This window comes from Parasphingorhabdus sp. (genome assembly GCF_059726685.1).
The window spans coordinates 2,734,018-2,755,288 of the sequence record NZ_AP041068.1 but is presented as its reverse complement, the minus strand read 5'-3'; the positions used below and the strand labels follow the sequence as shown (position 1 = coordinate 2,755,288).

Here is a 21,271-nt window from a genome sequence, read left to right as displayed (position 1 = left end):
GCATTGTCAATCGACATCCCGCCACCATTTTATGTTCACATGCGGTTGATCCGCCTCAACCACCTCACCAATAGTCGGCGTCAGTATTTCAACTTTCTTGTCGGAGGCAGCTTTCAGGGCACGGTCGATCGGCTCATCCCAATCATGAAGAGCCAGATTAAACGTCATCCAATGTACCGGAAGCATGCGTTTGCCGCCCACATCCAAATGGACCTGGACAGCCTCTTCTGGCGTCATATGAATATCACTCCACGACTGACCGGGACCATAAGCACCCACTTTTATGATATTCAAATCAAATGGACCCAGCTGCTTTCCTATTTGGGCGAACAGTTTGGAATAACCACTATCACCACTGTAGAAAACTTTGTGAGCTCCTCCCGAAATTGCCCAGGAACTCCAATGCGTCGCTTTGTTGTCCAGCAACCCGCGACTTGAATAATGTCTATTGGGCGTGGCGACAATCGTCAGTTCACCGATACTGGCACTTTGCCACCAGTCCATTTCCATCACCTGGGTCGCTGGAATGTCCCAGTCTTCAAGATATTGTCCCACCCCCAGTGGAACAAAAAATTTCGTACCTTGGGTCGCCAAATGCCGGACTGTCGCTTCATCCAGATGATCATAGTGATTGTGGGAAATTACGACCGCATCAATACCAGTCAGTTGTTCCAGCTCAAGCGGTGCTTTGTGCGTTCGTTTGGGCCCGATAAACTGGAAAGGTGACACTCGTTGCGACAGCACCGGGTCGGTCAAAATGCGATAACCGTCAATTTCTACCAATACGCTGGCATGCCCAAGCCAGGTAGATCGAAGACCCGGTCGAGGACTATTCTGCAAATCGCTGACATCTATAGGAGTTACCGGAACGGAACCTTCCGGTTCTCGCTGCTGCTCGCCAAAAAACTGTTCCCCAAGGAAATCCATGCCAAGCTCGTTTTCGGCCTGACGTTCCTCATTTACAAATGCACCATCGACATAATGCTCTGAATCTTGAAGTCGGGTTTTTCGTTCTTTTGAAATATCGGTGTGAAGATACCATGCCAATATTCCAACGAAGACAGCGATACCAAGAAACAGGAATGCGATCCATTTTAGAACATTCAGTAATTTTTTCATTTTCGGTTTCCTGCCCCCGCTTGATCCTGCGTTGTTCGAGCAAGATTTAGTGTTTCTAGCACGGTGGTCACTATCTCCAAATACCGATGTTCCCTTTTGCGGCCCGGAGCAGAATTTCCGAAAACAAACTGCTGCGGTGTTCCTGCCAGACACAAATTCCCACAATTTTTCTGTTCCACAAGACCGCTTTTGTGCGACCATGGCTTATGTCTGTTGCATGCCTATCTGATTCCCGAGTTCCATTCATCATCGAGATCGCTCGACTCAATCGAATTTCAGCCCCATATCGCGTATAATTTGTCTCCTTTCTGTGTGGAGTAACCTGCAATGATCGACCTTTATTTTGCTCCCACGCCCAATGGCTGGAAAATCAGTGTGATGCTGGAGGAATGTGGGCTCGATTATAATGTCAGATGGGTGAATATTGGCGCTGGCGAGCAGTTTGAACCGGAGTTTCTGGCAATCAGCCCCAATAATCGGATACCGGCGATAGTCGATCATGATCCGATCGAAGGCGATGAACCGGTCAGTGTTTTCGAGACGGGTGCGATTCTGCTCTATCTGGCGAACAAGGCAGAGAAATTCCTGCCGGCCGATCTGCACGGCCAGATTGCTTCAACCGAATGGTTGATGTGGCAGATGGGTGGGCTCGGCCCGATGATGGGGCAGCATGGGCATTTCAAACTCTACGCACCGGATCGTATTGCCTATGCCACCGAGCGCTATCGCAATGAAGTGCTACGGTTGTTCGGTGTGATGGATGGTCGGCTCGCGGGTCATGATTATCTGTCGGGAGAGGATTACAGCATTGCGGACATGGCCTGTTTCCCGTGGGTGCAAACGTACAAGCGGCAGGAAATTGATCTGGCAGATTTTCCGAGCGTGAAGCGCTGGTACGAGACGCTGAAACAACGTGAGGGATTGCGGCGCGGCATGGCGCTGGGCCGTGACAAGATTAATCGCAATCCACAGGATGATGCCGAAGTGCGCAAGACATTATTCGGAATAAGGGAATGAGCATGACTAAAGTTGAATTTTACTTCGATCTTTCATCCCCATGGACCTGTCTGGCCTTCCACAATATCCAACCGATTATCAAAGAAAACGGCGCAGACATTGTCTGGAAGCCGTTTCTCGTCGGCGGAGTGTTCAACGCCGTGAACCAAAGCGTCTATGCCGCGCGCGAAAATCCCGATAATCCGAAATTCGTGCACAGCTTTCGGGTGATGAAAGACTGGGCGGCATTGGCCGGTGTGCCGATGAATTTTCCTAGCGAACATCATCCGGTGAAATCCGTGCACGCGATGCGCGCATGTTGCGCGCTGGAAGACGATCAACCGGCGCTGCATGAATTCGCGACTGCGGCTTTCAATGCTTATTATACCGATCAGCGCAATCTGGATGACCCAGCGGTATTGGCGGCAATTGCCAATGAAATCGGTATGGACGGTGAGGCACTGGTTGCGCGGACGCAGGAACAGAAGGTGAAGGACAGGTTGCGCGCCAATACCGAGGAAGCAATTGCCCGCGGCGCCTATGGCTCGCCCAGCATTTTTGTGCCTTATCAAGGTGGCGAACGGATGTATTTTGGCAATGATCAGTTGCCGTTGGTTAATCGAGCGATTAAACTGGCGATTGAATAACTGAACGAATCCAATCATAGCCCAGAAATACGGGAGCCTAATCATGTCAGAACGCGTCACCATTTCGGTTGAAAATCATATTGCCGATGTCCGGTTTAACCGGCCGGACAAGATGAACGCGCTCGATCCGGAGCAGATTGATGCGATCATCGATGCGACCGACAAGCTTGCCGAGATGAAGGATGTGCGGGCGATTGTGCTGTCGGGCAATGGCAAAGGATTTTGCGCCGGACTGGACATGGCCAGCTTCACGCAGTCGAGCACGACCGGCAGTCTGGTCGATCGTAGCTATGGCAACGCGAATAAATATCAGCATGTCGTGCTGCAATGGCGGCGGCTTCCCGCGCCGGTAATCGTGGCCATTCATGGTGCCTGTGTCGGCGGCGGCCTACAATTTGCCTCGGCTGCGGATGTCCGGATTGCCACGCCGGATTCCAAATTATCGATTATGGAAATGCGCTGGGGCCTGATCCCGGATATGGGCAGCTACTCGACCTGGCGGAGCTTTGTGCGGGATGATATCTTGCGGGAGCTGACCTACACCAACCGGATTTTCTCCGGCGAAGAGGGCAAAGAGCTGGGCTTCGTGTCGCATCTTGCCGATGATCCGCATGCAAAGGCAATGGAGCTGGCGGCGGAAATTGCGAGCAAGAATCCCGATGCGATCAAGGCCGCGAAGCGGTTGATGAACCAGCTGCCGGACATGAACGAAGACGAGATCCTGATGATGGAAAGCGTCGAACAGGACAAGGTGGGCAGGGCGCCCAACCAGAAAGAAGCTGTCATGGCCTTCATACAGAAACGCGCGGCCAACTTTAACGACTAGTGCCTAGCCGCGCTTTACCATCTGCGCTTCGAGCAACGCCCGGAATTCGCCGTCAATCACCTTGGCACCCTGCGGGTTGGTCAGCACCAATGTTGTGGTGCAGGTGGCGACGCACAGGTCCTTCTGGAAGGCAGCCGACAAGATATCCCATGACGAGTTACCGATGCGTCCAATGCCGCTGCAAATCTCTGCATCCTCAGGAAAATGGGCTTCCCGCAGATAGTTGATCTGCACCGCAGCGATCAGCCAGCGGTCGCCATCCGCGCGGTTTTCCATACCCATGGACCGGTTGAAACGGACCCGGCCATTTTCGAACAGATCAGCCATCGCGACATTGTTGATATGACCAAGCAGGTCCATATCACCAAAGCGCGTCTGGGTGACATTGGAAAAGGGATAGCTTGCCTTTGACAGCTGCCAGGGTTCAGGCTTGGACATAGGTACTCTTCGGAATTTTTCTCTGAGCGCTTAGTTCATTTTGGCGAGCAGGTCTTTTTGCAGATGCTTGCAGAGCCATAGATAAGCAAGGCCGGAAAGCCCGTAAATCATGGCTGTAAAGCGCAGTGCATCCCGAACACCTTCACCAGTAGTTTGACGACAGGCTTCCAGTACCGCCTGGCTGCCCGCGGCCAAAATGTCCGCATCGGTGCCCTTGCAGAGTTCCAGTGTCATCTGACCACCCAAAGCGGCATTGCTACCGATATAGGATGCGGACAGATAGTCGCTGATCGCTCCAACAAACAGAGGGCCAAGGCCATATCCGATCAAGTTGACCACGAACAGTAATATGGCGATTGCCGTCGCCCGTGCTTTGACATCGACCACACCTTGAGCAATCGTATATTGCGAACCCAGATAGGTATAGTGCAGGAAGGCGGCTACGATCAGCATGACCAATGCCGTCGCTTGGCTGTTTGTTGAAAAGCCAATCCAATAGAGCGGCAGCGACAGGATAAGCGACCAGCCTGGGACCCAGGCCACGGCGTTGACGAAGCGACCACTTAGCTTCTCGATCGCATATCCTCCTCCAAAGGTTCCGGCCGCTGCTGCGAGCGATACGGGAAGAACCAGCTGGAGGGCGGCATCGGCAATGCTCAGTTCATGCACACGAACAAAGAACGACACCTGGAAACTGGAAACTCCGTAACCAACAAAGGCGACAATCGTCGCAGCCAAGGCGTTGATCCAGTAGCTGCGGTTTCCGCTCAGTCTTTTCAGTGTTTCGCCAAAGCCCAGCTTCTCAACCTGCGGCGTGCCGGGAGGGTCAGAATAGCCGCGCGGTGGCTCCTTGATCGTGAACAAAACAACCAGGCCAATGAGAACGCCCGGCAAACCCAATATTATAAACGCCTCACGCCAGGAAAAAATCTCTGCAATCGGACCGCCAAAAGCCGCCGCCAATGCACTACCGAGGGTAACGCCCATCGCATAAATGGCGAGCGCTCGCGCCCGGCTTCGCGGTGGAAAATAGTCTGCGATGATCGAATTGGCTGGCGGCGTGCAACCTGCTTCACCGATTCCAACACCGATACGAAACACCAAAAGGGCAAGAAAGCTTCCTGCAAGACCGCATAGTGCGGTCATGACCGACCAGAAGATGACGCTGAATGCAATGATGCGAACCCGATTATATCGCTCTGCAAACCGTGCGATCGGAATTCCGAAAAGCGTATAGGTCAGGGCAAATCCAAAGCCCGAAAGCAAGCCGAACTGCAAGTCCGTGAGCTGAAATTCCTGAATGATTGGTTCTGAGATAACGCCAATCAAGGCGCGATCGATAAAGTTGAGCGTGTAAACAACAAGTAATGAAAACAGAACGTAGTTTCGATAACCACTCGTACCAAATGCCTGTCCGGTATTCGTGGTGGGCGAGCCCTGGGCCTGGGTTGCGCTCATATCATCTCCTAAATCTGTTTTTTGAGATGATGGCCTGATCTGTCTTGCAAGTCCAGCACGCATTGTCTGGTTTTTCAATAAATTGCTTTGAAATATGTTACATTATGTTACATGGATATATATCTCGGTAGGCTCATTTCCGCAGGCAGCGGTTGCAGCATTGTTGTTTCAGGCGAGGAATTGGACTGGTAATATTGCTGAAACGACGGGGGCGTCGCAACAAATGAATGATTATTTTCTACCGGCTGTTGAGGTCGTACAAAAGGAATTGCTGCTTTTCGCAAGCTTGTGTTTCATCATCGGATCCATTGACGACATCATATTTGACATGATGTGGATCGTTCATTCCGCGAAACGAAAATTCCTGATCTACAGCCAATATGATCGTGCCGTTGTCGAGCAACTGCCGTCTTCGGACCAGGATCAACCGCTTGCCATATTTGTGCCGGCATGGCGTGAGGCCGCCGTTATAGGGATCATGCTGCGACGATGTTTGGTGCAATGGGGTCAGGGCAACTATCGTATCTACGTCGGCTGCTACCCCAATGATGATGAGACAATCGCGGCGGTAGCGGATGTGGCGGCCGGTGCGCGGAACATCCGTATCATTATTTGCGACCATGATGGCCCGACGTCCAAAGCGGATTGTCTGAACCGATTGTGGCGAGCACTATGCGAAGACGAGATTCTTGAATCGACCGGCTACAAGGCCATCATTCTTCAGGATGCGGAGGATCTTGTGCACCCCAATGCTCTGGAATTGTTCGACTATCTGATCGACCGCGCATCACTTGTACAGATACCGGTCATTCCGCGCCGCGCTTCGCGCTCGACATGGGTGGCGGGTCATTATGGCGACGAGTTTGCTGAACTGCACGGCAAACAAATGGTGTTGAGAGAAGCGCTTGGTGTATCCATCCCGGCGGCAGGAGTGGGATGTGCTTTCAGCCGGGGTGCTCTCGGTAAGCTGTCCGCCCGAACCCAGGGCAACCCGTTTGACGCGTCCAGTCTTACTGAGGATTACGAACTTGGCATCAACCTTACCGAAGGCGACGCCCGCGGAATTTTTGCGCGGCTCAAAGATCGACATGGTCAATGGGTGGCTACACAGGAATTTTTTCCGGACAATTTTGAAGATGCGATAAGACAGAAAAGCCGCTGGATGATCGGCATCGCCTTGTCAGGCTGGGATCGGCTCGGATGGAAAGCCTGTTGGCGTGAAAACTGGATGCGCCTGCGCGATCGCAAAGCCAGTTTCGCAGCCATAATTCTGGCATTGGCCTACATCGCAATTCTGTTGACGGGATTGTTATATGTTGTCGGCCTGACCGGCTTTTATCAGCCCGGACCGGTTTCTGGTTTGCTGAAAACCATGCTTGCGTTCAATGCCCTGTTTTTGTTGTGGCGACTGGCAATCAAAGGCTATTTTGTATTTGCGCTTTACGGATTGCGCGAAGCCTTGCTCTCGGTTCCTCGAACATTTGTAGCCAATATGATCAACATATTGGCGGCCAAGCGTGCGCTTGTTCAGTATCTGCAAATTCTTTCCGGTGCTCCGGCCAGATGGGAAAAAACAAACCACTTTCATCCCGATACTGCCAACGTCAAGCGGCTAAGAGCAACCGAAAACATCCGCCGGAGCCAATAAACCCATGTCCATCAATAAAGGTGCTCCTTTGAGAGCGCTCTCCACTATTGCTATCTTCTGGATAGCGGTCCGGATTGTTTGGGAAGCGATATTTCCCTCTGCGAATTTGCAGCCAGCAATGGCCGCAAAAATTGATGCTAGCGTGCCGCAAGGTGAAAACGCCGTCAAACCCTTGATCCCGCCACCGGCTGTTTTTGATAAAATTGCCTTAATCAGCCGTGAGCCGGAACCGCTAGGTGATCGAGGGCAAGGACAGGCTCACTTCCAAAAGGCGCCGTCTTTGGTGGCGGGCATTTCCGGCAAATGGCTACAAAGGGCGTTACTCGTGAAAAAACAATCTGAACCGTTAAAACCGCCCAACTCCAAGGGTGTTGGGGAGTCGATACCGTCAATATCACCAATTGAGGTTTCGGCTTCCAAAAGAGCTGCCGGCTTACTTCCGTCATCAAAGCCTCTATCTGGCTACCTCTGGGCCTTTGCTAGGCAAAATAACGGTCTGGCACAGTTCGGCGCGGCGGCACCAATTGCGCAATCGCCGGGCGGACAATATGGCGGGAGCCAGGCAGGAGCCATTGTGGCCTATCGACTGGCGGGGAACCAGCGGCGCAGCCTATCGACTTTTGTTCGCCTGTCGACTGCCCTGTCCACCGCTGGTGAAGAGGAATTGGCGATCGGTATAAGGGCCAAGCCTATCACCAAGCTGCCCTTGTCCGTATTTGCTGAACAACGGCTAGGTGCAAAGAATTTTCGCAATCGCGGGACATCGGTCTACTTGGCGGGAGGAACCGGGCCGGATAGGCTGTTGGCCGATTTCAATTTGGAAACCTATGGGCAGGCAGGTTTTGTCTTTGCCGATGATAGCAGCTATTTTTTTGATGCTTCGGCGACCTTACAGCGCAGGTTATGGGCGCGCGGTGACTATAAGGTTACGGCCGGGGCCGGGATCTGGGCTGGAGGGCAAGAAGGATTGACGCGCGTCGATATCGGACCGCGGGCCAATCTTCATATCCCGCTAGGTAAGTTGGATACGCGACTTTCACTAGATTGGCGGCAGCGAGTTGGCGGGAATGCACTGCCGGATTCCGGATTGGCCGTAACTGTCGCAACGGGGTTTTGATGATCTTGTGTTTCGGGTTTCTCAAAGATTCTTGACCATAGTTAGGTCAAGTCCCTTTATCCTGTAACGAAAAGGGATTAGTCCTTGGAAATATGGATATTTACCTCCCAATAGCCAATTTGTCGGTCGATGCGTTTGTTATCGTGTTGCTCGGCGGCCTGGTGGGTATCCTGTCCGGCATGTTTGGTGTTGGTGGTGGTTTCCTCACCACGCCGCTTTTGATCTTCTATGGCATTCCGCCAACCGTCGCTGCCGCATCGGCATCAACACAGGTTACGGGTGCCAGTATTTCCGGGGTTGCGGCCCACATGCGCCGGAAGGGCGTTGATTTTCGGATGGGAGCAATCTTGGTGGTTGGCGGGATTGTTGGTACCTTGATAGGCACTGGCCTTTTCCAGATTCTACAGCGCTGGGGTCAGATTGATACCGTAATTTCCGTACTATATGTCCTGATGCTCGGCAGTATCGGCGCAATGATGGCCAAAGAATCCTGGGGCAGCGTCAAGGCGGTTCGCTCCGGCAAGCCGTTACCAGCGCGCAAAAGGCGGCATCATCCGTTGGTCGCGAACCTGCCGATGCGATGGCGCTTCTATCGTTCCGGGCTCTATATCTCGCCCATCGCGCCTTTCGTGCTCGGCCTGATGACCGGGATATTGACAATGCTACTTGGTGTTGGCGGCGGATTTATAATGGTTCCGGCGATGCTGTATCTGCTCGGCATGGGCGCGCAGGTCGTGGTTGGCACTTCGCTTTTTCAGATATTGTTTGTCACCATTGCCTCAACCATGATGCACAGCATGACAACGAGAGCAGTAGACATCGTTCTGGCCAGTCTGCTGCTGATCGGCAGTGTCACCGGCGCGCAGCTTGGCGCGAAATTTGCGCAGCGGATGCGGCCGGAATATCTGCGGCTGGCCTTGGCTGTCATGGTGTTGTTGGTTGCCATTCGCATGGCGTTGGGGCTTGGTTTCCAGCCGGACGAGATTTACACGGTGCAGTTGTTATGACCGGGCTGAGATCAAAATTCGCGACGATATCATGCGCTCTTGGTGCCCTGTTTCTGACCGCGGCGAACACGCCGGTTCTGGTGCCTGATGTGTCGCAGGACAAGATCAGTATCCAGGGTGATTTTAACGGCGCGCAGCTGCTGTTATTTGGTGCGATCACTTATCCACCCGGCACGCCCAACCGTGATCAGGCCGATATTGTCGTCGTGCTCAAAGGCCCGACAGAATCTATTGTACTGCGCGAAAAGCAGCAGGTAGCGGGAATCTGGATCAACGCTGCAAGCAGCGAATTTCGCTCCGCCCCCGGTTATTATGCCGTTGCTTCCTCGCGGCCGGTGGAAGAGATTGTCGATGACAAGACGGCCGATATTTATGAACTTGGTCTCGATCATCTGCAATTGTCACCCGCCAGCGCCATCGACAGCAAGGAACTGGACCGGTTTACCGATGGTCTGGTGGATTTGAACACGCGCGGCAGATTGTACAAGAATCTGCCCAACAGCGTCGAAATTACTGATTCCGTCCTTTATCAGGCACGCATCAATTTACCTGCCAGTGTGCCCGTTGGTAAATATTCTGCCGAGACGTTCCTGATCATTGATGGCCGCGTTGAAGCGGCTGAAATCAAAGACATTACCATCGAAAAAATCGGGTTGGGACGGTTCATCACTAACCTGTCACAGGAAAACGGTTTTATCTACGGCCTTTTGGCGGTTCTGATTTCCGTCATTCTGGGCTGGGCCGCAGGCTATCTGTTCCGGAAAATCTGACGCAAAGGCATAGTTCGCCAACAGTTTACCTTTTTGAAACGCCGGTAAATCTTCCTTAACCATGATGGCTTAATCCTGCCGGTAGATAAACAATACAGGATTGTGCCTTCATGTCTGATATGGGTTCTCATAGTTTTCCAGCCGCTCGCCCGCTTCCTTCCGATGATGATGACGTAGCGGCCGAACCGGTGGCCACATCTGCGCCAACAGCGACGCCGAAGCGGTCTGAAGGGCACAAGATTGGTGAAGTCATTGAAATTGCCGGATCAGGCTCTCGCATCGTCATGGATGCAGCGGTTCTGGGCAGTTTGACTGAACATCCCGACGCAACCGTAAAAATGGCTGGGCAGGTCGGTAGTCAGGTTAAAATCCGTGTCGGACAGACATGGTTGCTCGCCAACATCCGCACGCAGAAACTTTACGAAGGTCAGGCCGGCCTGATCATTGCCGAAATTGACTTTCTGGGCGAGGGCGATGAAGAACGGCTCACCGGTCATATTTATAATTTCCGCCGTGGTGTGACCCGTTATCCGGTTCCCGGTTCGCTGATCTACGCGGTTACGACCGCTGATCTGAAACAGGTTTACGCATCCGATGGCCGCGCCAATGTTGAAATCGGTACGGTATATCCCACCGACGACATTCGCGGTGCGCTATATGTCGATGCCATGCTCGGCAAGCATTTCGCGCTTCTGGGATCGACCGGTACCGGTAAATCGACATCGGCCGCGCTGATCCTGCACAAGATTTGCGACATCGCGCCAGAGGGTCACATATTGATGATCGACCCCCACGGTGAATATTCAGCAGCCTTTAAAAGTAACGGACGCCTGTTCGATGTGAACAATCTGAATCTGCCCTATTGGCTGATGAACTTTCGCGAGCATTGCGAAGTATTTGTGCAATCCACTGGTGATGCCAAACAGATGGATTGTGACATTCTCGCAAAATGTCTGCTGGCCGCGAAGGCCAAGAGCCAGGCCGCGCAGGGTGTGGCTAAGCTGACCGTGGATAGCCCGGTACCTTACCTGTTGTCCGATCTGACGACGATCATCCAAAATGAAATGGGTAAACTGGACAAGTCCACCAATTCGGCGCCTTACATGCGGCTGAAGACCAAGATTGACGAGATCAAGGCCGATCCACGCTACAGCTTCATGTTCTCCGGCATGCTGGTTGGCGATACGATGGCAGACTTCCTGTCGAAAATTTTCCGCCTGCCTTCCGACGGCAAACCGATTTCGATTATCGATGTATCAGCCGTACCTTCGGAGATTACACCGACTGTGGTCGCTGTCTTGAGCCGTCTGGTTTTCGACTATTCCATCTGGGCAAAAAATGAACCCCAGCGTCCGATCCTGCTGGTCTGCGAGGAAGCCCACCGTTACATCCCCAATGATGATGTCGGCGGCGACAGCAGTGTCCGCGATATTTTGAGCCGGATTGCAAAGGAGGGCCGTAAATATGGCGTCTCGCTGGGCCTGATTACGCAGCGTCCATCGGATTTGGCCGAGGGTGTGTTGTCGCAATGTGGTACCATATTGTCCATGCGTCTGAACAACGATCGTGACCAAGCCTTCGTGAAAGCCGCCATGCCAGAGGGTGCACGCGGTTTTCTCGACTCCATTCCTGCACTGAGAAACCGAGAGGTTATTTGCTGCGGTGAGGGTGTCGCGATTCCCATTCGCGTATCGCTTGATACGCTGGTCGAAGAACGCCGTCCTGCGTCGGAAGATCCGATGTTCAGCGAACTGTGGCGCGAAAACGGCGGCGAGGAAGAGATTATCCAACGGGTTATCAAGCGCTGGAGAAGTCAGGGGCGTTAATCCCCAGGCCAACTTTTATCTTTGTTCATAGGTTGTTGGTCGAAGACCAATAGCGCGTTCGATCCATTCGATTACATCTGTAGTCAATGGGCCGGACATGATGCCCGGTCAGTTTGGATGGAGAACAGAAATGACAAATGCAAAATTCACGGGAGCAATTGCAGGGCTGGCGCTGATTGCCATGACGTCCGTGATCCCGTTTGCGGCTAGCAAGGCGCATGATGGCAAGCATAAGTTCGACAAAAAATGGAGCGAAAATCTGGCTAAGAAGATCGAAGCCAAGGTTTCCGCCGGTATGGCAAAGGGCGCGATCGGAATGGAAAAAGGCGCGGACAAAATGCTGCGCGGCGCCGACAAGATGGAAGCCTATGCCGACCGGCTGGAAAGTGATGCGGCCTTTCGTGAGGCTGAAGCCGCCAAACGGAACAAGTGGAACGAAGGCAATTTGACGGCAGATGAACTGCTGGCACAAGCGCCCGAGTTTCGCCGCGGTGCCGCCGAGATGCGCGAAGGTGCGGCGGAAATGCGAAAAGCGGCTGAGAAAATGCGGCGCGGCGATACGAATTAGGGCAAGGCTAAAACCAGACCGTCTTGACCATGCTAAATCAAGTTCAAGATGACGGATCTGGCGGTTAGCGGCTAACCCAAACGTGCAAGCGCCGCCCGCAGCCGTTCCGCTTCCGCGCTTTTGTCGGCGAGATCGGCACGGGCTTTTTCCACCGCTTCCGGTTTAGCTTTCTCAACAAAATTGGCGTTGCCTAACCTGCCTTCGAGAGACTTGGCTTCTTTGGACACGCCTTCCAGCGCTTTGCCGAGACGTGCTTTTTCGGCATCAATGTCAATCGCACCGGCCAGCGGTAGGACATAGGTAGCACCATCGATAACAATCTGTGCGGTTGCGCCCTCAGGTGCTGGATCAAAGGAGAAACTCTCCAAACGACCAACCCGATCCAGAGCAGATGCCTGCCGCTCAATCCGCTGCTGCAGGGCATCATCGCCATCACGAACATGGGCAGTCATCTTCGTGCCCGGCGCGATATTGAGTTCGACCTTTGCTGTACGGGTTGCCGAGATCAGGCGGATGAGCCAGTCGACTTCTGCCTTGGCATCGGCATCGATTTCCGCTTTCGGTTCCGGCCATTTCGCGACAATCAGATCATAGTTCCGACCACCGGTTTCGGAAGCCATGCTGTGCCACAGTTCCTCTGTGATAAACGGCATGAACGGGTGCAGCATCACAATGATCTGGTCGAGCACCCAACCGGCAACCGCCCGCGTTTCATCTGCCGCAGCCGCATCATCACCTTGCAGCAGTGGTTTGATTAGCTCCAGGTACCAGTCGCAGAACCGGTCCCAGGTGAAGTGATAAATGGTGTTGGCGGCTGCATCAAAGCGGAGGTCACCCAACGCTTTGTCGAGGGTGGCCAGCGTTTCGGTCGCCTCGGAAATGATCCAGCGGTTGACCGGCAGCTTGGCCTGTGGCGCGCGGAGCGTTTTGCTCGCGCCAATGCCATTCACTTCACAAAAGCGCGAGGCGTTCCAGAGCTTGGTCGCAAAGTTGCGATAGCCTTCGACCCGTTTGTCATCCATTTTGATATCGCGGCCCTGGCTTTCCATTGCCGCCATGAAGAAACGCAAGGCGTCTGCACCATATTGGTCAATCAAGCCGAGCGGATCGACAACATTGCCCTTGGACTTGGACATTTTCGAGCCGTCTTCGGCGCGCACCAGCCCATGCAGATAGAGCCGCTTCCAAGGTACGTCCTTCATAAACTGTATGCCCTGCATCGCCATTCGCGCATCCCAAAAGAACAGTATGTCAAAGCCGGAGATCAGCAGATCATTCGGGTAATGGCGCTTCAGGTCTTCGGTTTCTTCGGGCCATCCGAGCGTTCCGAAAGGCCAGAGGGCAGAGGAGAACCATGTGTCGAGAACGTCGGGATCGCGGGTCAGCGCGACACCTTCGCCGGCTTGTGCTTGCGCGGTTGCCTCATCCTCAGCGACATAGATTTTACCGGCTTCATCAAACCAGGCTGGTATCCGGTGCCCCCACCAAAGCTGGCGCGACACACACCAAGGCTGGATATTTTCCATCCAGTTGAACCAGGTTTTCTCCCAGGTTTTCGGGACAATCTCGATACTGCCATCGCGGACGGCCTTGATCGCTGGCTGCGCCAATGTCTCGGCATCGACATACCATTGATCGGTCAGCCAAGGCTCAATCACCACACCGCCGCGATCGCCAAAAGGCGTTGCAATGGTGCGCGGCTCGGCATCATGCTCTTGCGTCTCACCGTCCTTGTTTTTAGAAACATGCGGGATCAGGAAGCCGAGTTCCTTCATCCGCTGCACCACCAGTTCGCGCGCGCCATCGATGCCGTCTTTCTTGAACCGGTGAAGGCCGATAAATTCGTCCGGCACCAGACCGTCGGCCGATTGGCAAACATTGGCTTCGCCATCAAGCATGTTGAGCATCTCGCTGGCCGCAAAACCGGCGCGCTTCCCGACTTCGAAATCGTTGAAGTCATGGCCCGGTGTGATCTTCACCGCGCCGCTACCCAGTTCTGGGTCGGCATGTTCGTCTTCAACAACCTTGAAGCGGCGTCCTGTAATCGGCTGCTCGATCTCTTTGCCGATGACGCTTTTATAGCGCTCATCGCTGGGGTGCACGGCGACGGCCATATCGGCCAGCATCGTTTCGGGCCGCGTGGTCGCGACCTCAATATAGTCCTGTCCATTGTCGAGTTTTACGCCATCAGCCAGCGGATATTTGAAATGCCAGAAATTGCCTTTCATATCCGTAGTCTCGACTTCCAGATCGGAAATCGCGGTTTTCAACGACGGGTCCCAATTGACCAGCCGCTTGTCGCGATAGATCAAGCCATCATTATAGAGATCAACGAACACCTTGAGCACGGCTTCGTTCATGCCGTCGTCCATGGTGAACCGCTCGTTCGACCAGTCCATTGAACAGCCCAAACGGCGGAGCTGTCCGGTGATCGCACCGCCGGATTCCTCTTTCCATTCCCAGACTTTTTCGACAAATTCTTCGCGCGTATAGTTGGTGCGCTTGTCCTGACGTTCTTCCATCTGCCGCTCGACAACCATTTGGGTCGCAATGCCGGCATGGTCCATGCCGACCACCCAAAGCGCATCCTTGCCCTTCAGCCTTTCGTGACGGATGATGATATCCTGCAACGTGTTATCGAGCGCGTGGCCAATATGCAGGCTTCCGGTGACATTGGGCGGCGGATTGACGATCGTAAATGGCTCCGCATCGCCGCGTTCAGGGCGAAACTGGCCGGATTTTTCCCAATGTGCATACCAGCGCGCTTCAATGGCCGCCGGGTCGAAATTTTTATCTAATGTCATGCGCTGCCTTTGCCAGCGCTTGCGCTGTTATTCAACCGTGCAAAATTGCGTCAATTTCGGCATTGGCTTTGGCCCGTAATTGCCGTTTGCAGGCGGCAAATCCCGGTTGTGCATTTAACTCTTGCGCCTTTGCCACTGACTTTTCGATCAAATCGCCAGGCATCAGGGTCGCTTCGACCATGCCAGCACCAATGGCCTCATTGGGTTTCAGCAACATGCTCGACAGTGCCAAGCGCCGCCGCCATGAGGGTTCCAGCCAATGATCCAATATCGCTTGCGGCACGGGCGGGAAGGGCAGTCCGGCCTTGGCCTCGGGCAGTCCGATTTTATAGTGGCCAGAGGCGGCATAAATCCAGTCAGCGCACAACATCATGATCCCGCCAGCGCCAATGGCGTTACCATTGACCGCGCATACAAATGCGCAGGGCAGGCGATGGAGCGATGCGGCATAAGCGTTGATCGCAGCAATTGCTTGCTTTTGCCCAGTCTCATCGAGGGATGCTGCAATTTTGGTGTCCATGCCGCAGGTAAAATGTTCGCCCGCTCCCGTTAGCACCACGCCACCTTTGGGTTTGTCCTGTGACAACTTCCGGAATACTTCCGTGCCCTCGTTGAGCAACTCAGTCGACAACGTATTGCGCGGCGCGTTGGTGAGGGTGACGATTACGGTGTCGCCGTCAGTTTCGGTGGGAAAAAAGCTCATTCGCTTTGGCCTTCCTTGGTCCAGCGGCCCATCCAGTCGAACACCGCGTTGTGCCATTGGATGCTATTCTTGCCTTTGAGCACCCAGTGATTTTCATCAGGGAAAATCAAAAGCTTGGATGGGATATTTCGTTCCTGTGCATAGGTGAACGGCATTATTGACTGCGTATAGGGAATGCGGAAATCCTTCTCGCCATGGATGAACAAGGTCGGTGTCTTCCATTTGTCGATATGCTGGACCGGATTCCATTTTTCCGGATCAGCGCGTTCCCACCAGGGCCCACCATGATCCCACTGATCGAACCACAATTCTTCGGTGGAAAAGGCAAAGCTGCGCAGATCAAATATGCCGGCATGGTTGATGATGCAGTCAAACCGATCCGGCCATTGGCCCGAAATCCAGTTCATCATATAGCCGCCATAGCTGGCACCCAGTGCGCAGGATCGTGTCCCGTCTATCTGTTTGTCAACTTTCAGTGCCGCTTCGTAACCCAAACGCAGGTCCTCAAGCGGCTTTCCGCCCCAGTCCTGATTGATGCTGTCCATGAACTCCTGACCATAGCCCGATGACCCGTGGAAATCGATTGTCACCACAGCATAGCCTTGCGCGGCCATGACCTTGGGATTCCAGCGATAAGACCAGCTATCGCCAAAGCTGCCCTGCGGCCCGCCATGCACCAAAAACGCCATCGGTAGCTTTTCCTTGGTGCCTTTCGGCTTGATGATCTGACCCCAGACCTGATGGCCTCCAGCACCTTTGAAGCTAAAGCGTTCCACAGCAACTTTGCTAATCTCCGCCAGCCTCTCGCCATTAATATTGGTAAGCTGCGTAACCTTTCCATCAGCATCCCGGCGATAGATATCATCCGGTGCTTGCAGGCTTTTTCTGGTGAAAATCATCGATCCGTCTTTTAACGGCGTGATATTTCCGACACTGCCACTTCCGGTCAGACGAGTGACCTTGCCATCGGCAATGTCCACTCGAAAGGCTGCATAGTCGAGAATTTCCTGAGCCGTCACAATCAGCGCCTTGCTGTCCGGTGTCCATGTGATCGAACTGACAGAGCGATCCCAGTCGCCGGTTAGTATCCTGGGTTCCTCTTCACCTTTGCCGAGCAGTTTGATGACCTTGCGATCACTTTCGTAACCCGGGCGTTCCATTGCCGCCCAGGCCCGCCATTGGTCATCCGGAGAGAAAGCAGGCAAGGTATCTGTTGCGTCTCCGTTTCCTGGCATGAGTTTCGGTTCGCCGCTGGAAAGGGCGACGCCGTAAATGTCGAGATCGGTTGATTTGGGTTCATTGCGATCTGCTTTGCGCAGTGTGAAGGCCAAGCCCCTTCCACTTGGAGACCAGGAAATTTCTTCTCCGCCGCCAAAGGGTTTTGAAGGACTATCGCCTATAAGATCGCCATCTAGTGCAGTTCCCTTGCCGGTGAGCTTGCCATCTTGCAAATCAAAGGCAAAAATCCGGCTGTAGTTGCCGGGCTTTTCCCAACTCGACCAGTGGCGCACGAACAGATTTCCATATTCACGGCCTGTACCAGGACCGGGCAGGGCTCTATTACCATCACCACCTTCAGCTTTACCACAACCAAATGTCGGGCAATCTTTGGCGATATCTCCCCAGACCGCAACCTTGTCGCCCTTGGGGGATAGTTTGAAGCCAGCGATATCGGCTTGGAGGTTGCTAGCCTGCACCGGTTCGTCCTCCTGTCCATCAGAAGTTATCGCAGCCTTCCAAAGCTGTTCTGTTCCACTGGCATCGGAAAGGTAGTAGAGCAAACCTCCATCAGTAGAAAAGGAAGGGCTGTGTTCACTTGCGCTCGCTTTGTCGGCAATACGCAAGGGAACCGCATCTGGCTTGGTCAGGTCAAGCAGGTAAAGCCCCTTTGAGCGTTCATAGCTTTCCGGATCAGTTTCAGTTACGCCAAAAGCGGCCCATTTCTCATCGGGCGAAACAGTCACAGAACCAACGCGTTTCAGCGTGGCGAGGTCTTCTGCTGTCATTGATCGAGCAAGAGCCACGGGGGTGGACAAAAGCGCGCCTGTGATCAACAAGGCGATACATGATGCTTTGGATAGATTGTTCATAAACGCCGGTTTAGCAGGCCTGCGCGCTATAGCAATTGGGATTGAAATTACTTGTCGTTCAGCCTTTGAATTTCACGAGCAACCATTTCCTCGACCAGCTTTGGTAAATTCTCATCCAGCCACTCTTTCAGCATCGGTCTCATCAGGTCTCGGGTGAGGTCTTCCAGAGAGGTGCCACGACTGGGGTTTGTTGGAGCCGGGGTGCTGGATCCCTCCATAGCGACCAACGCTGACAAGGACTGACGCATAGAATCGAGCTTCTGATCATTAATCAACCGTTCTTCCTTACGGCGATCTCCGAAAACACCTTGAGCCGAGGATGGTCCGGTGTCCTTCACCTCATTGGTTAGTTCGAGAACGCTGTCATCATCGCCGGTGGTCTTCACAGTGGGTTTTTTGGTTTTACTGCTTTTGGTCGCAATATTTTTTGGCAGCGGTGCGATAGGTGTTACGTTGTTGGGAACAGGCTTCAAGTGCGATGCAGCATCTTCGCCTTGCTCAGTATCTTCATTTTTTTCGGCAGAGCGGTCTGTGTCAATCGCCTTGTCCTCGGCAATGATTCGCTTAATCGACGACAGAATTTCTTCCATGGACGATTCTTTATTTTGTTCTGCCATTTGCAAAAGCCCCAAACTCAAAAAATGTTAAAGCCGCTAGTTGTCCAATCTCTTTAGCGCATTAACCTCTAGATCGGCAACCGTTAGCCGCCCGGTCTTATTCGCTTTCTCTCGACTCCGGCAAGGGCTCTATGTCAGCCGTTTGTGCGGGTGTATCTACAGTCCGGGTCGCCTGGGGTTCAGGATTTGGGTCCGATTGAAAATCGTAGAACTGGTTTTTAACTCGGTCATAGTTGACTTGCGGGTCATAGAGTGGGCCGCCTTCAAGACCCAGATCACGAGCTTCCGCACGGCCCATGGCAGCCAGCAACGTAAAGCCTGCCACATAGCTGTTGCGCCGCGCTGTTACCAATTGCACCTGTGCGTTGAGCAATTCCTGTTCCGCGTTCAAAATGTCGAGGATGGTTCTGTTGCCTACGCTATTTTCAGCTCTGACGCCTTCCAGGGACAGCGCGCTGGCTGCCACGGCTCGCTCCGACGACTGGATGACTCGCTCGGATGCGCGCCAGCTGGAATAAGCGGCGCGTGTTTGCGCGATGATGTTGCGTTCTGTCTCTATAAGCTGTTCATAAGCCTGACCCGATCGCGCCTGTGCCTGTCGCACCTGCGCCGCTGGCCGTCCACCCTGATAGATTGGAACAGTCATGCGCACACCAGCTTCTGCGTTCGATTGCTCTTGAACAAAGTTCACGCCCGGAACATTGCCGCCGAGCGTGTTAAGGAAATTGACATAGCTACCCTGAGCATAGGCCTCGACTGTAGGTTTGACCGCGCCTTTTGCAGTTTTGATATCGATTTCAGATGCTGCGCTTCGTTCTTTGGCTGCAAGCAGGTCGGGATTGTGTTGTAAGGCAATATCTACGGCTTCATCGGGTGATTCTGGTAGATTGGGAAGTGGTGGTGGTGATTGCAGCTCACCGGGAACCTGTCCTACTAAGGCAATATAATTTTCTTTGCTCGTGATCAGGTTTGCGCGTGCAGATTCCAATTCTCCCTTGGCAACTTCCAAGCGCGATTCGGATTGGGCAACATCGGTACGCGTGAGATCACCGATTTCAAAACGGTCACTGGTCGCTTCCAGATTGACGGCTAGAACACCGACATTGGCGCGATTGAGCCGCACAACGGCCTCATCCCGCATCACATCCATATAGGCGGCGACTACGTTGCTGAACAAGCTGGCCTCGGTACCTCGCAGGCTAAATTGACCGGCGACAACCCGCGTTTTAGCAGCACGCACAGCATTTTTTACCCTGCCTCCGGAATAGATTGGCACATTGAATTCACCTCCTGCGCTTGCTTGCCGAAGAGGTGCGTTAAAACTGTTCGAGTTTCGAAGAAAATTTTCCTGAAAGGTGAAGCGGGATCCTGAATTCGGCCGCCCATCGGCTTTGGCGATAGCAACATTCTCATCTTCCGCGCGCTGCCCCGCTTGCGCTCCGGACAATGTCGGGTTCGTTTTGTAGGCAGCGACAAAAGCTTCACGCAGAGTGTCAGCATGGGCAGGAGTAGAGAACGTCGCAACGGCGACGGCGCTAAGCAACAGATGGCGCTTACACATTGAAAAACGTCTCCCTGGGAAGTTTTGCAAGAATACCCGCATCTTAGAAGCTGAAACTCTTGGCTTGTTCAAAGCCGGGCAGGGCGACGCCACCGCAATCTGCGAAATATTGATACCCAATAGTGCCACCTGCCTTGTGCCCGATGACAAGACGCGCGACGCCGTTATCCATGATCGCTCCCACTAGCCGGCCGTCGGGTTGCAGTTGTTCGACCAGCGCGTTCGATATGGCATCAACGGTGCCGTCAATAATGATCACAGAATAAGGTGCGCTTTCAGCAAAACCATCACTATGGCTCGCTTTTTCAACCTGGACATTGTCGAGTTCGCTCAGGTTGTTTTTCGCCTTAGTCGCAAGCTTTGATGACTGCTCTACGGCGACGACCGAACCCGCAAGTTGTGCGACTACCGCAGCGGTGTAACCTGTCGCGGCCCCTATCAGCAGAACATTGTCGTCCTTTTTCAATTCGGCCGTATTCAGCAGGCGCCCCGTGGCGAGTGGCGCGTTCAATGCGCGTCCGTCGCCGATGGTTACACCACGGTCGGAATAGGCGACACTGCGTGATGCGGCAGGCACAAAATCTTCCCGTGCAACATGGCTCATCGCGGCAATGACACGAGGGTCGCTGACATCGGTTGTCCGCAGCTGGCTGACAACCATCGCTTTGCGCATTTCCTTGAAGTTCTCGTGACCCACTTTACCACCCTTGATGTGTATTAGTATATTTCAAAAACGAACCATGCCATCTCTGTATTATTAACGCAATACAGTATGGAAATATTCTGTTAGCTTCTAGCCGCACTTGCCGACGCAGCCAAGACGGATTTCGGCGTTTTTCCAATGATAGCAACTTTTGCGTAACATCATGAAACGCACACCGGGATAAGTTAGGGTTGACATTGCCGGCAAAGCGAAGCAATTGCGCCCCCTCTCCGGCCCGATGGCGGAGTGGTGACGCAGCGGATTGCAAATCCGTGTACGCCGGTTCGATTCCGGCTCGGGCCTCCAAAACTTTTCTCAACCACATGCCGTTTCTTGCCAAAAGGCAGAGCGGTTGCAAGCATTGACGTCTGGC

At 53.5% G+C, this 21,271-nt stretch carries 18 protein-coding genes and 1 tRNA gene; 10 read left to right on the top strand and 9 right to left on the bottom strand.

Going from position 1 to position 21,271, the window contains the following annotated elements; genetic code table 11:
• Positions 1 to 6: 6 nt before the first annotated feature.
• Positions 7 to 1,119 carry an MBL fold metallo-hydrolase gene (locus AC6I9Z_RS13545; protein ID WP_461456304.1) on the bottom strand — a complete coding sequence of 371 codons (1,113 nt, stop codon included), beginning with the start codon at positions 1,117 to 1,119 and terminating at the stop codon, positions 7 to 9.
• 327 nt (positions 1,120 to 1,446) lie between these two features.
• Here AC6I9Z_RS13545 and AC6I9Z_RS13540 point away from each other — a divergent pair, with 327 nt between their 5' ends.
• The 3 genes from AC6I9Z_RS13540 to AC6I9Z_RS13530 are packed head-to-tail and all read left to right on the top strand — an operon-like array spanning position 1,447 to position 3,588.
• Complete coding sequence (locus tag AC6I9Z_RS13540; RefSeq protein WP_461456303.1) at positions 1,447 to 2,136, top strand: glutathione binding-like protein; 690 nt, start codon at positions 1,447 to 1,449, stop codon at positions 2,134 to 2,136.
• A gap of 2 nt (positions 2,137 to 2,138) precedes the next feature.
• Positions 2,139 to 2,762, top strand: coding sequence for a 2-hydroxychromene-2-carboxylate isomerase (locus AC6I9Z_RS13535; protein ID WP_461456302.1), 624 nt, complete (start codon positions 2,139 to 2,141; stop codon positions 2,760 to 2,762).
• Positions 2,763 to 2,805: 43 nt separating this feature from the next.
• Entirely contained in the window at positions 2,806 to 3,588 is a 783-nt protein-coding gene (locus AC6I9Z_RS13530) for a crotonase/enoyl-CoA hydratase family protein (RefSeq protein WP_461456301.1), read from the top strand.
• A 3-nt stretch (positions 3,589 to 3,591) separates the two neighbouring features.
• Here the strand turns inward: AC6I9Z_RS13530 and AC6I9Z_RS13525 are convergent, their stop codons facing one another.
• Positions 3,592 to 4,026, bottom strand: coding sequence for an acyl-CoA thioesterase (locus tag AC6I9Z_RS13525; protein ID WP_461456300.1), 435 nt, complete (start codon positions 4,024 to 4,026; stop codon positions 3,592 to 3,594).
• 30 nt (positions 4,027 to 4,056) lie between these two features.
• On the bottom strand, positions 4,057 to 5,484 hold the full coding sequence (locus AC6I9Z_RS13520; protein WP_461456299.1) for a spinster family MFS transporter: 1,428 nt from the start codon (positions 5,482 to 5,484) through the stop codon (positions 4,057 to 4,059).
• Between the two features lie 223 nt (positions 5,485 to 5,707).
• Between AC6I9Z_RS13520 and AC6I9Z_RS13515 the strand changes: the two genes are divergently transcribed.
• The 6 genes from AC6I9Z_RS13515 to AC6I9Z_RS13490 all read left to right on the top strand — a co-directional run bounded on the left by AC6I9Z_RS13515 (position 5,708) and on the right by AC6I9Z_RS13490 (position 12,420).
• Entirely contained in the window at positions 5,708 to 7,132 is a 1,425-nt protein-coding gene (locus AC6I9Z_RS13515) for a glycosyl transferase family protein (RefSeq protein WP_461456298.1), read from the top strand.
• Between the two features lie 4 nt (positions 7,133 to 7,136).
• Positions 7,137 to 8,249 carry a hypothetical protein gene (locus tag AC6I9Z_RS13510; protein WP_461456297.1) on the top strand — a complete coding sequence of 371 codons (1,113 nt, stop codon included), beginning with the start codon at positions 7,137 to 7,139 and terminating at the stop codon, positions 8,247 to 8,249.
• 92 nt (positions 8,250 to 8,341) lie between these two features.
• On the top strand, positions 8,342 to 9,256 hold the full coding sequence (locus AC6I9Z_RS13505; protein ID WP_461456296.1) for a sulfite exporter TauE/SafE family protein: 915 nt from the start codon (positions 8,342 to 8,344) through the stop codon (positions 9,254 to 9,256).
• On the top strand, positions 9,253 to 10,026 hold the full coding sequence (locus tag AC6I9Z_RS13500) for a TIGR02186 family protein (protein WP_461456295.1): 774 nt from the start codon (positions 9,253 to 9,255) through the stop codon (positions 10,024 to 10,026). Before AC6I9Z_RS13505 ends, AC6I9Z_RS13500 begins: the two co-directional genes overlap by 4 nt.
• Positions 10,027 to 10,136: 110 nt before the next feature.
• A complete protein-coding gene (locus AC6I9Z_RS13495; RefSeq protein ID WP_461456294.1) occupies positions 10,137 to 11,852 on the top strand; it encodes an ATP-binding protein in 1,716 nt (571 codons plus the stop codon).
• A 130-nt stretch (positions 11,853 to 11,982) separates the two neighbouring features.
• Positions 11,983 to 12,420, top strand: coding sequence for a hypothetical protein (locus AC6I9Z_RS13490; RefSeq protein WP_461456293.1), 438 nt, complete (start codon positions 11,983 to 11,985; stop codon positions 12,418 to 12,420).
• A gap of 71 nt (positions 12,421 to 12,491) precedes the next feature.
• Here AC6I9Z_RS13490 and AC6I9Z_RS13485 read toward each other — a convergent pair whose 3' ends face one another.
• From AC6I9Z_RS13485 to AC6I9Z_RS13460, 6 genes are all read right to left on the bottom strand, one after another.
• The gene (locus AC6I9Z_RS13485; protein ID WP_461456292.1) at positions 12,492 to 15,224 is read right to left on the bottom strand and encodes a valine--tRNA ligase; all 2,733 of its coding nucleotides are present in this window, start codon (positions 15,222 to 15,224) and stop codon (positions 12,492 to 12,494) included.
• A 31-nt stretch (positions 15,225 to 15,255) separates the two neighbouring features.
• The gene (locus AC6I9Z_RS13480) at positions 15,256 to 15,927 is read right to left on the bottom strand and encodes an enoyl-CoA hydratase/isomerase family protein (protein ID WP_461456291.1); all 672 of its coding nucleotides are present in this window, start codon (positions 15,925 to 15,927) and stop codon (positions 15,256 to 15,258) included.
• Entirely contained in the window at positions 15,924 to 18,017 is a 2,094-nt protein-coding gene (locus tag AC6I9Z_RS13475; RefSeq protein WP_461456290.1) for a S9 family peptidase, read from the bottom strand. The genes AC6I9Z_RS13480 and AC6I9Z_RS13475 overlap by 4 nt, the downstream gene beginning before the upstream one ends.
• Before the next feature lie 47 nt (positions 18,018 to 18,064).
• Positions 18,065 to 18,634 carry a DUF2497 domain-containing protein gene (locus AC6I9Z_RS13470; RefSeq protein WP_461456289.1) on the bottom strand — a complete coding sequence of 190 codons (570 nt, stop codon included), beginning with the start codon at positions 18,632 to 18,634 and terminating at the stop codon, positions 18,065 to 18,067.
• 97 nt (positions 18,635 to 18,731) lie between these two features.
• On the bottom strand, positions 18,732 to 20,195 hold the full coding sequence (locus AC6I9Z_RS13465) for a TolC family outer membrane protein (protein ID WP_461456288.1): 1,464 nt from the start codon (positions 20,193 to 20,195) through the stop codon (positions 18,732 to 18,734).
• Between the two features lie 43 nt (positions 20,196 to 20,238).
• Positions 20,239 to 20,892 (bottom strand): protein-L-isoaspartate O-methyltransferase family protein, encoded by a 654-nt coding sequence (locus AC6I9Z_RS13460; protein ID WP_461456287.1) that lies wholly within the window; start codon positions 20,890 to 20,892, stop codon positions 20,239 to 20,241.
• 238 nt (positions 20,893 to 21,130) lie between these two features.
• On the opposite strand from AC6I9Z_RS13460, the gene AC6I9Z_RS13455 reads away from it, so the two are divergent.
• Positions 21,131 to 21,204, top strand: a tRNA-Cys gene (locus AC6I9Z_RS13455).
• The last annotated feature ends 67 nt before the right edge of the window (positions 21,205 to 21,271 follow it).

Excerpts from the sequence above, each read along its gene's own strand:
- AC6I9Z_RS13530 (WP_461456301.1), top strand. The coding sequence starts at position 2,806 with ATGTCAGAACGCGTCACCATTTCGGTTGAAAATCATATTGCCGATGTC.
- AC6I9Z_RS13515 (WP_461456298.1), top strand. The coding sequence starts at position 5,708 with ATGAATGATTATTTTCTACCGGCTGTTGAGGTCGTACAAAAGGAATTG.
- AC6I9Z_RS13500 (WP_461456295.1), top strand. The coding sequence starts at position 9,253 with ATGACCGGGCTGAGATCAAAATTCGCGACGATATCATGCGCTCTTGGT.
- AC6I9Z_RS13525 (WP_461456300.1), bottom strand. The coding sequence starts at position 4,026 with ATGTCCAAGCCTGAACCCTGGCAGCTGTCAAAGGCAAGCTATCCCTTT.
- AC6I9Z_RS13465 (WP_461456288.1), bottom strand. The coding sequence starts at position 20,195 with ATGTGTAAGCGCCATCTGTTGCTTAGCGCCGTCGCCGTTGCGACGTTC.
- AC6I9Z_RS13540 (WP_461456303.1), top strand. The coding sequence starts at position 1,447 with ATGATCGACCTTTATTTTGCTCCCACGCCCAATGGCTGGAAAATCAGT.
- AC6I9Z_RS13495 (WP_461456294.1), top strand. The coding sequence starts at position 10,137 with ATGTCTGATATGGGTTCTCATAGTTTTCCAGCCGCTCGCCCGCTTCCT.
- AC6I9Z_RS13490 (WP_461456293.1), top strand. The coding sequence starts at position 11,983 with ATGACAAATGCAAAATTCACGGGAGCAATTGCAGGGCTGGCGCTGATT.
- AC6I9Z_RS13480 (WP_461456291.1), bottom strand. The coding sequence starts at position 15,927 with ATGAGCTTTTTTCCCACCGAAACTGACGGCGACACCGTAATCGTCACC.
- AC6I9Z_RS13470 (WP_461456289.1), bottom strand. The coding sequence starts at position 18,634 with ATGGCAGAACAAAATAAAGAATCGTCCATGGAAGAAATTCTGTCGTCG.
- AC6I9Z_RS13505 (WP_461456296.1), top strand. The coding sequence starts at position 8,342 with ATGGATATTTACCTCCCAATAGCCAATTTGTCGGTCGATGCGTTTGTT.
- AC6I9Z_RS13510 (WP_461456297.1), top strand. The coding sequence starts at position 7,137 with ATGTCCATCAATAAAGGTGCTCCTTTGAGAGCGCTCTCCACTATTGCT.
- AC6I9Z_RS13535 (WP_461456302.1), top strand. The coding sequence starts at position 2,139 with ATGACTAAAGTTGAATTTTACTTCGATCTTTCATCCCCATGGACCTGT.
- AC6I9Z_RS13545 (WP_461456304.1), bottom strand. The coding sequence starts at position 1,119 with ATGAAAAAATTACTGAATGTTCTAAAATGGATCGCATTCCTGTTTCTT.
- AC6I9Z_RS13475 (WP_461456290.1), bottom strand. The coding sequence starts at position 18,017 with ATGAACAATCTATCCAAAGCATCATGTATCGCCTTGTTGATCACAGGC.
- AC6I9Z_RS13485 (WP_461456292.1), bottom strand. The coding sequence starts at position 15,224 with ATGACATTAGATAAAAATTTCGACCCGGCGGCCATTGAAGCGCGCTGG.
- AC6I9Z_RS13520 (WP_461456299.1), bottom strand. The coding sequence starts at position 5,484 with ATGAGCGCAACCCAGGCCCAGGGCTCGCCCACCACGAATACCGGACAG.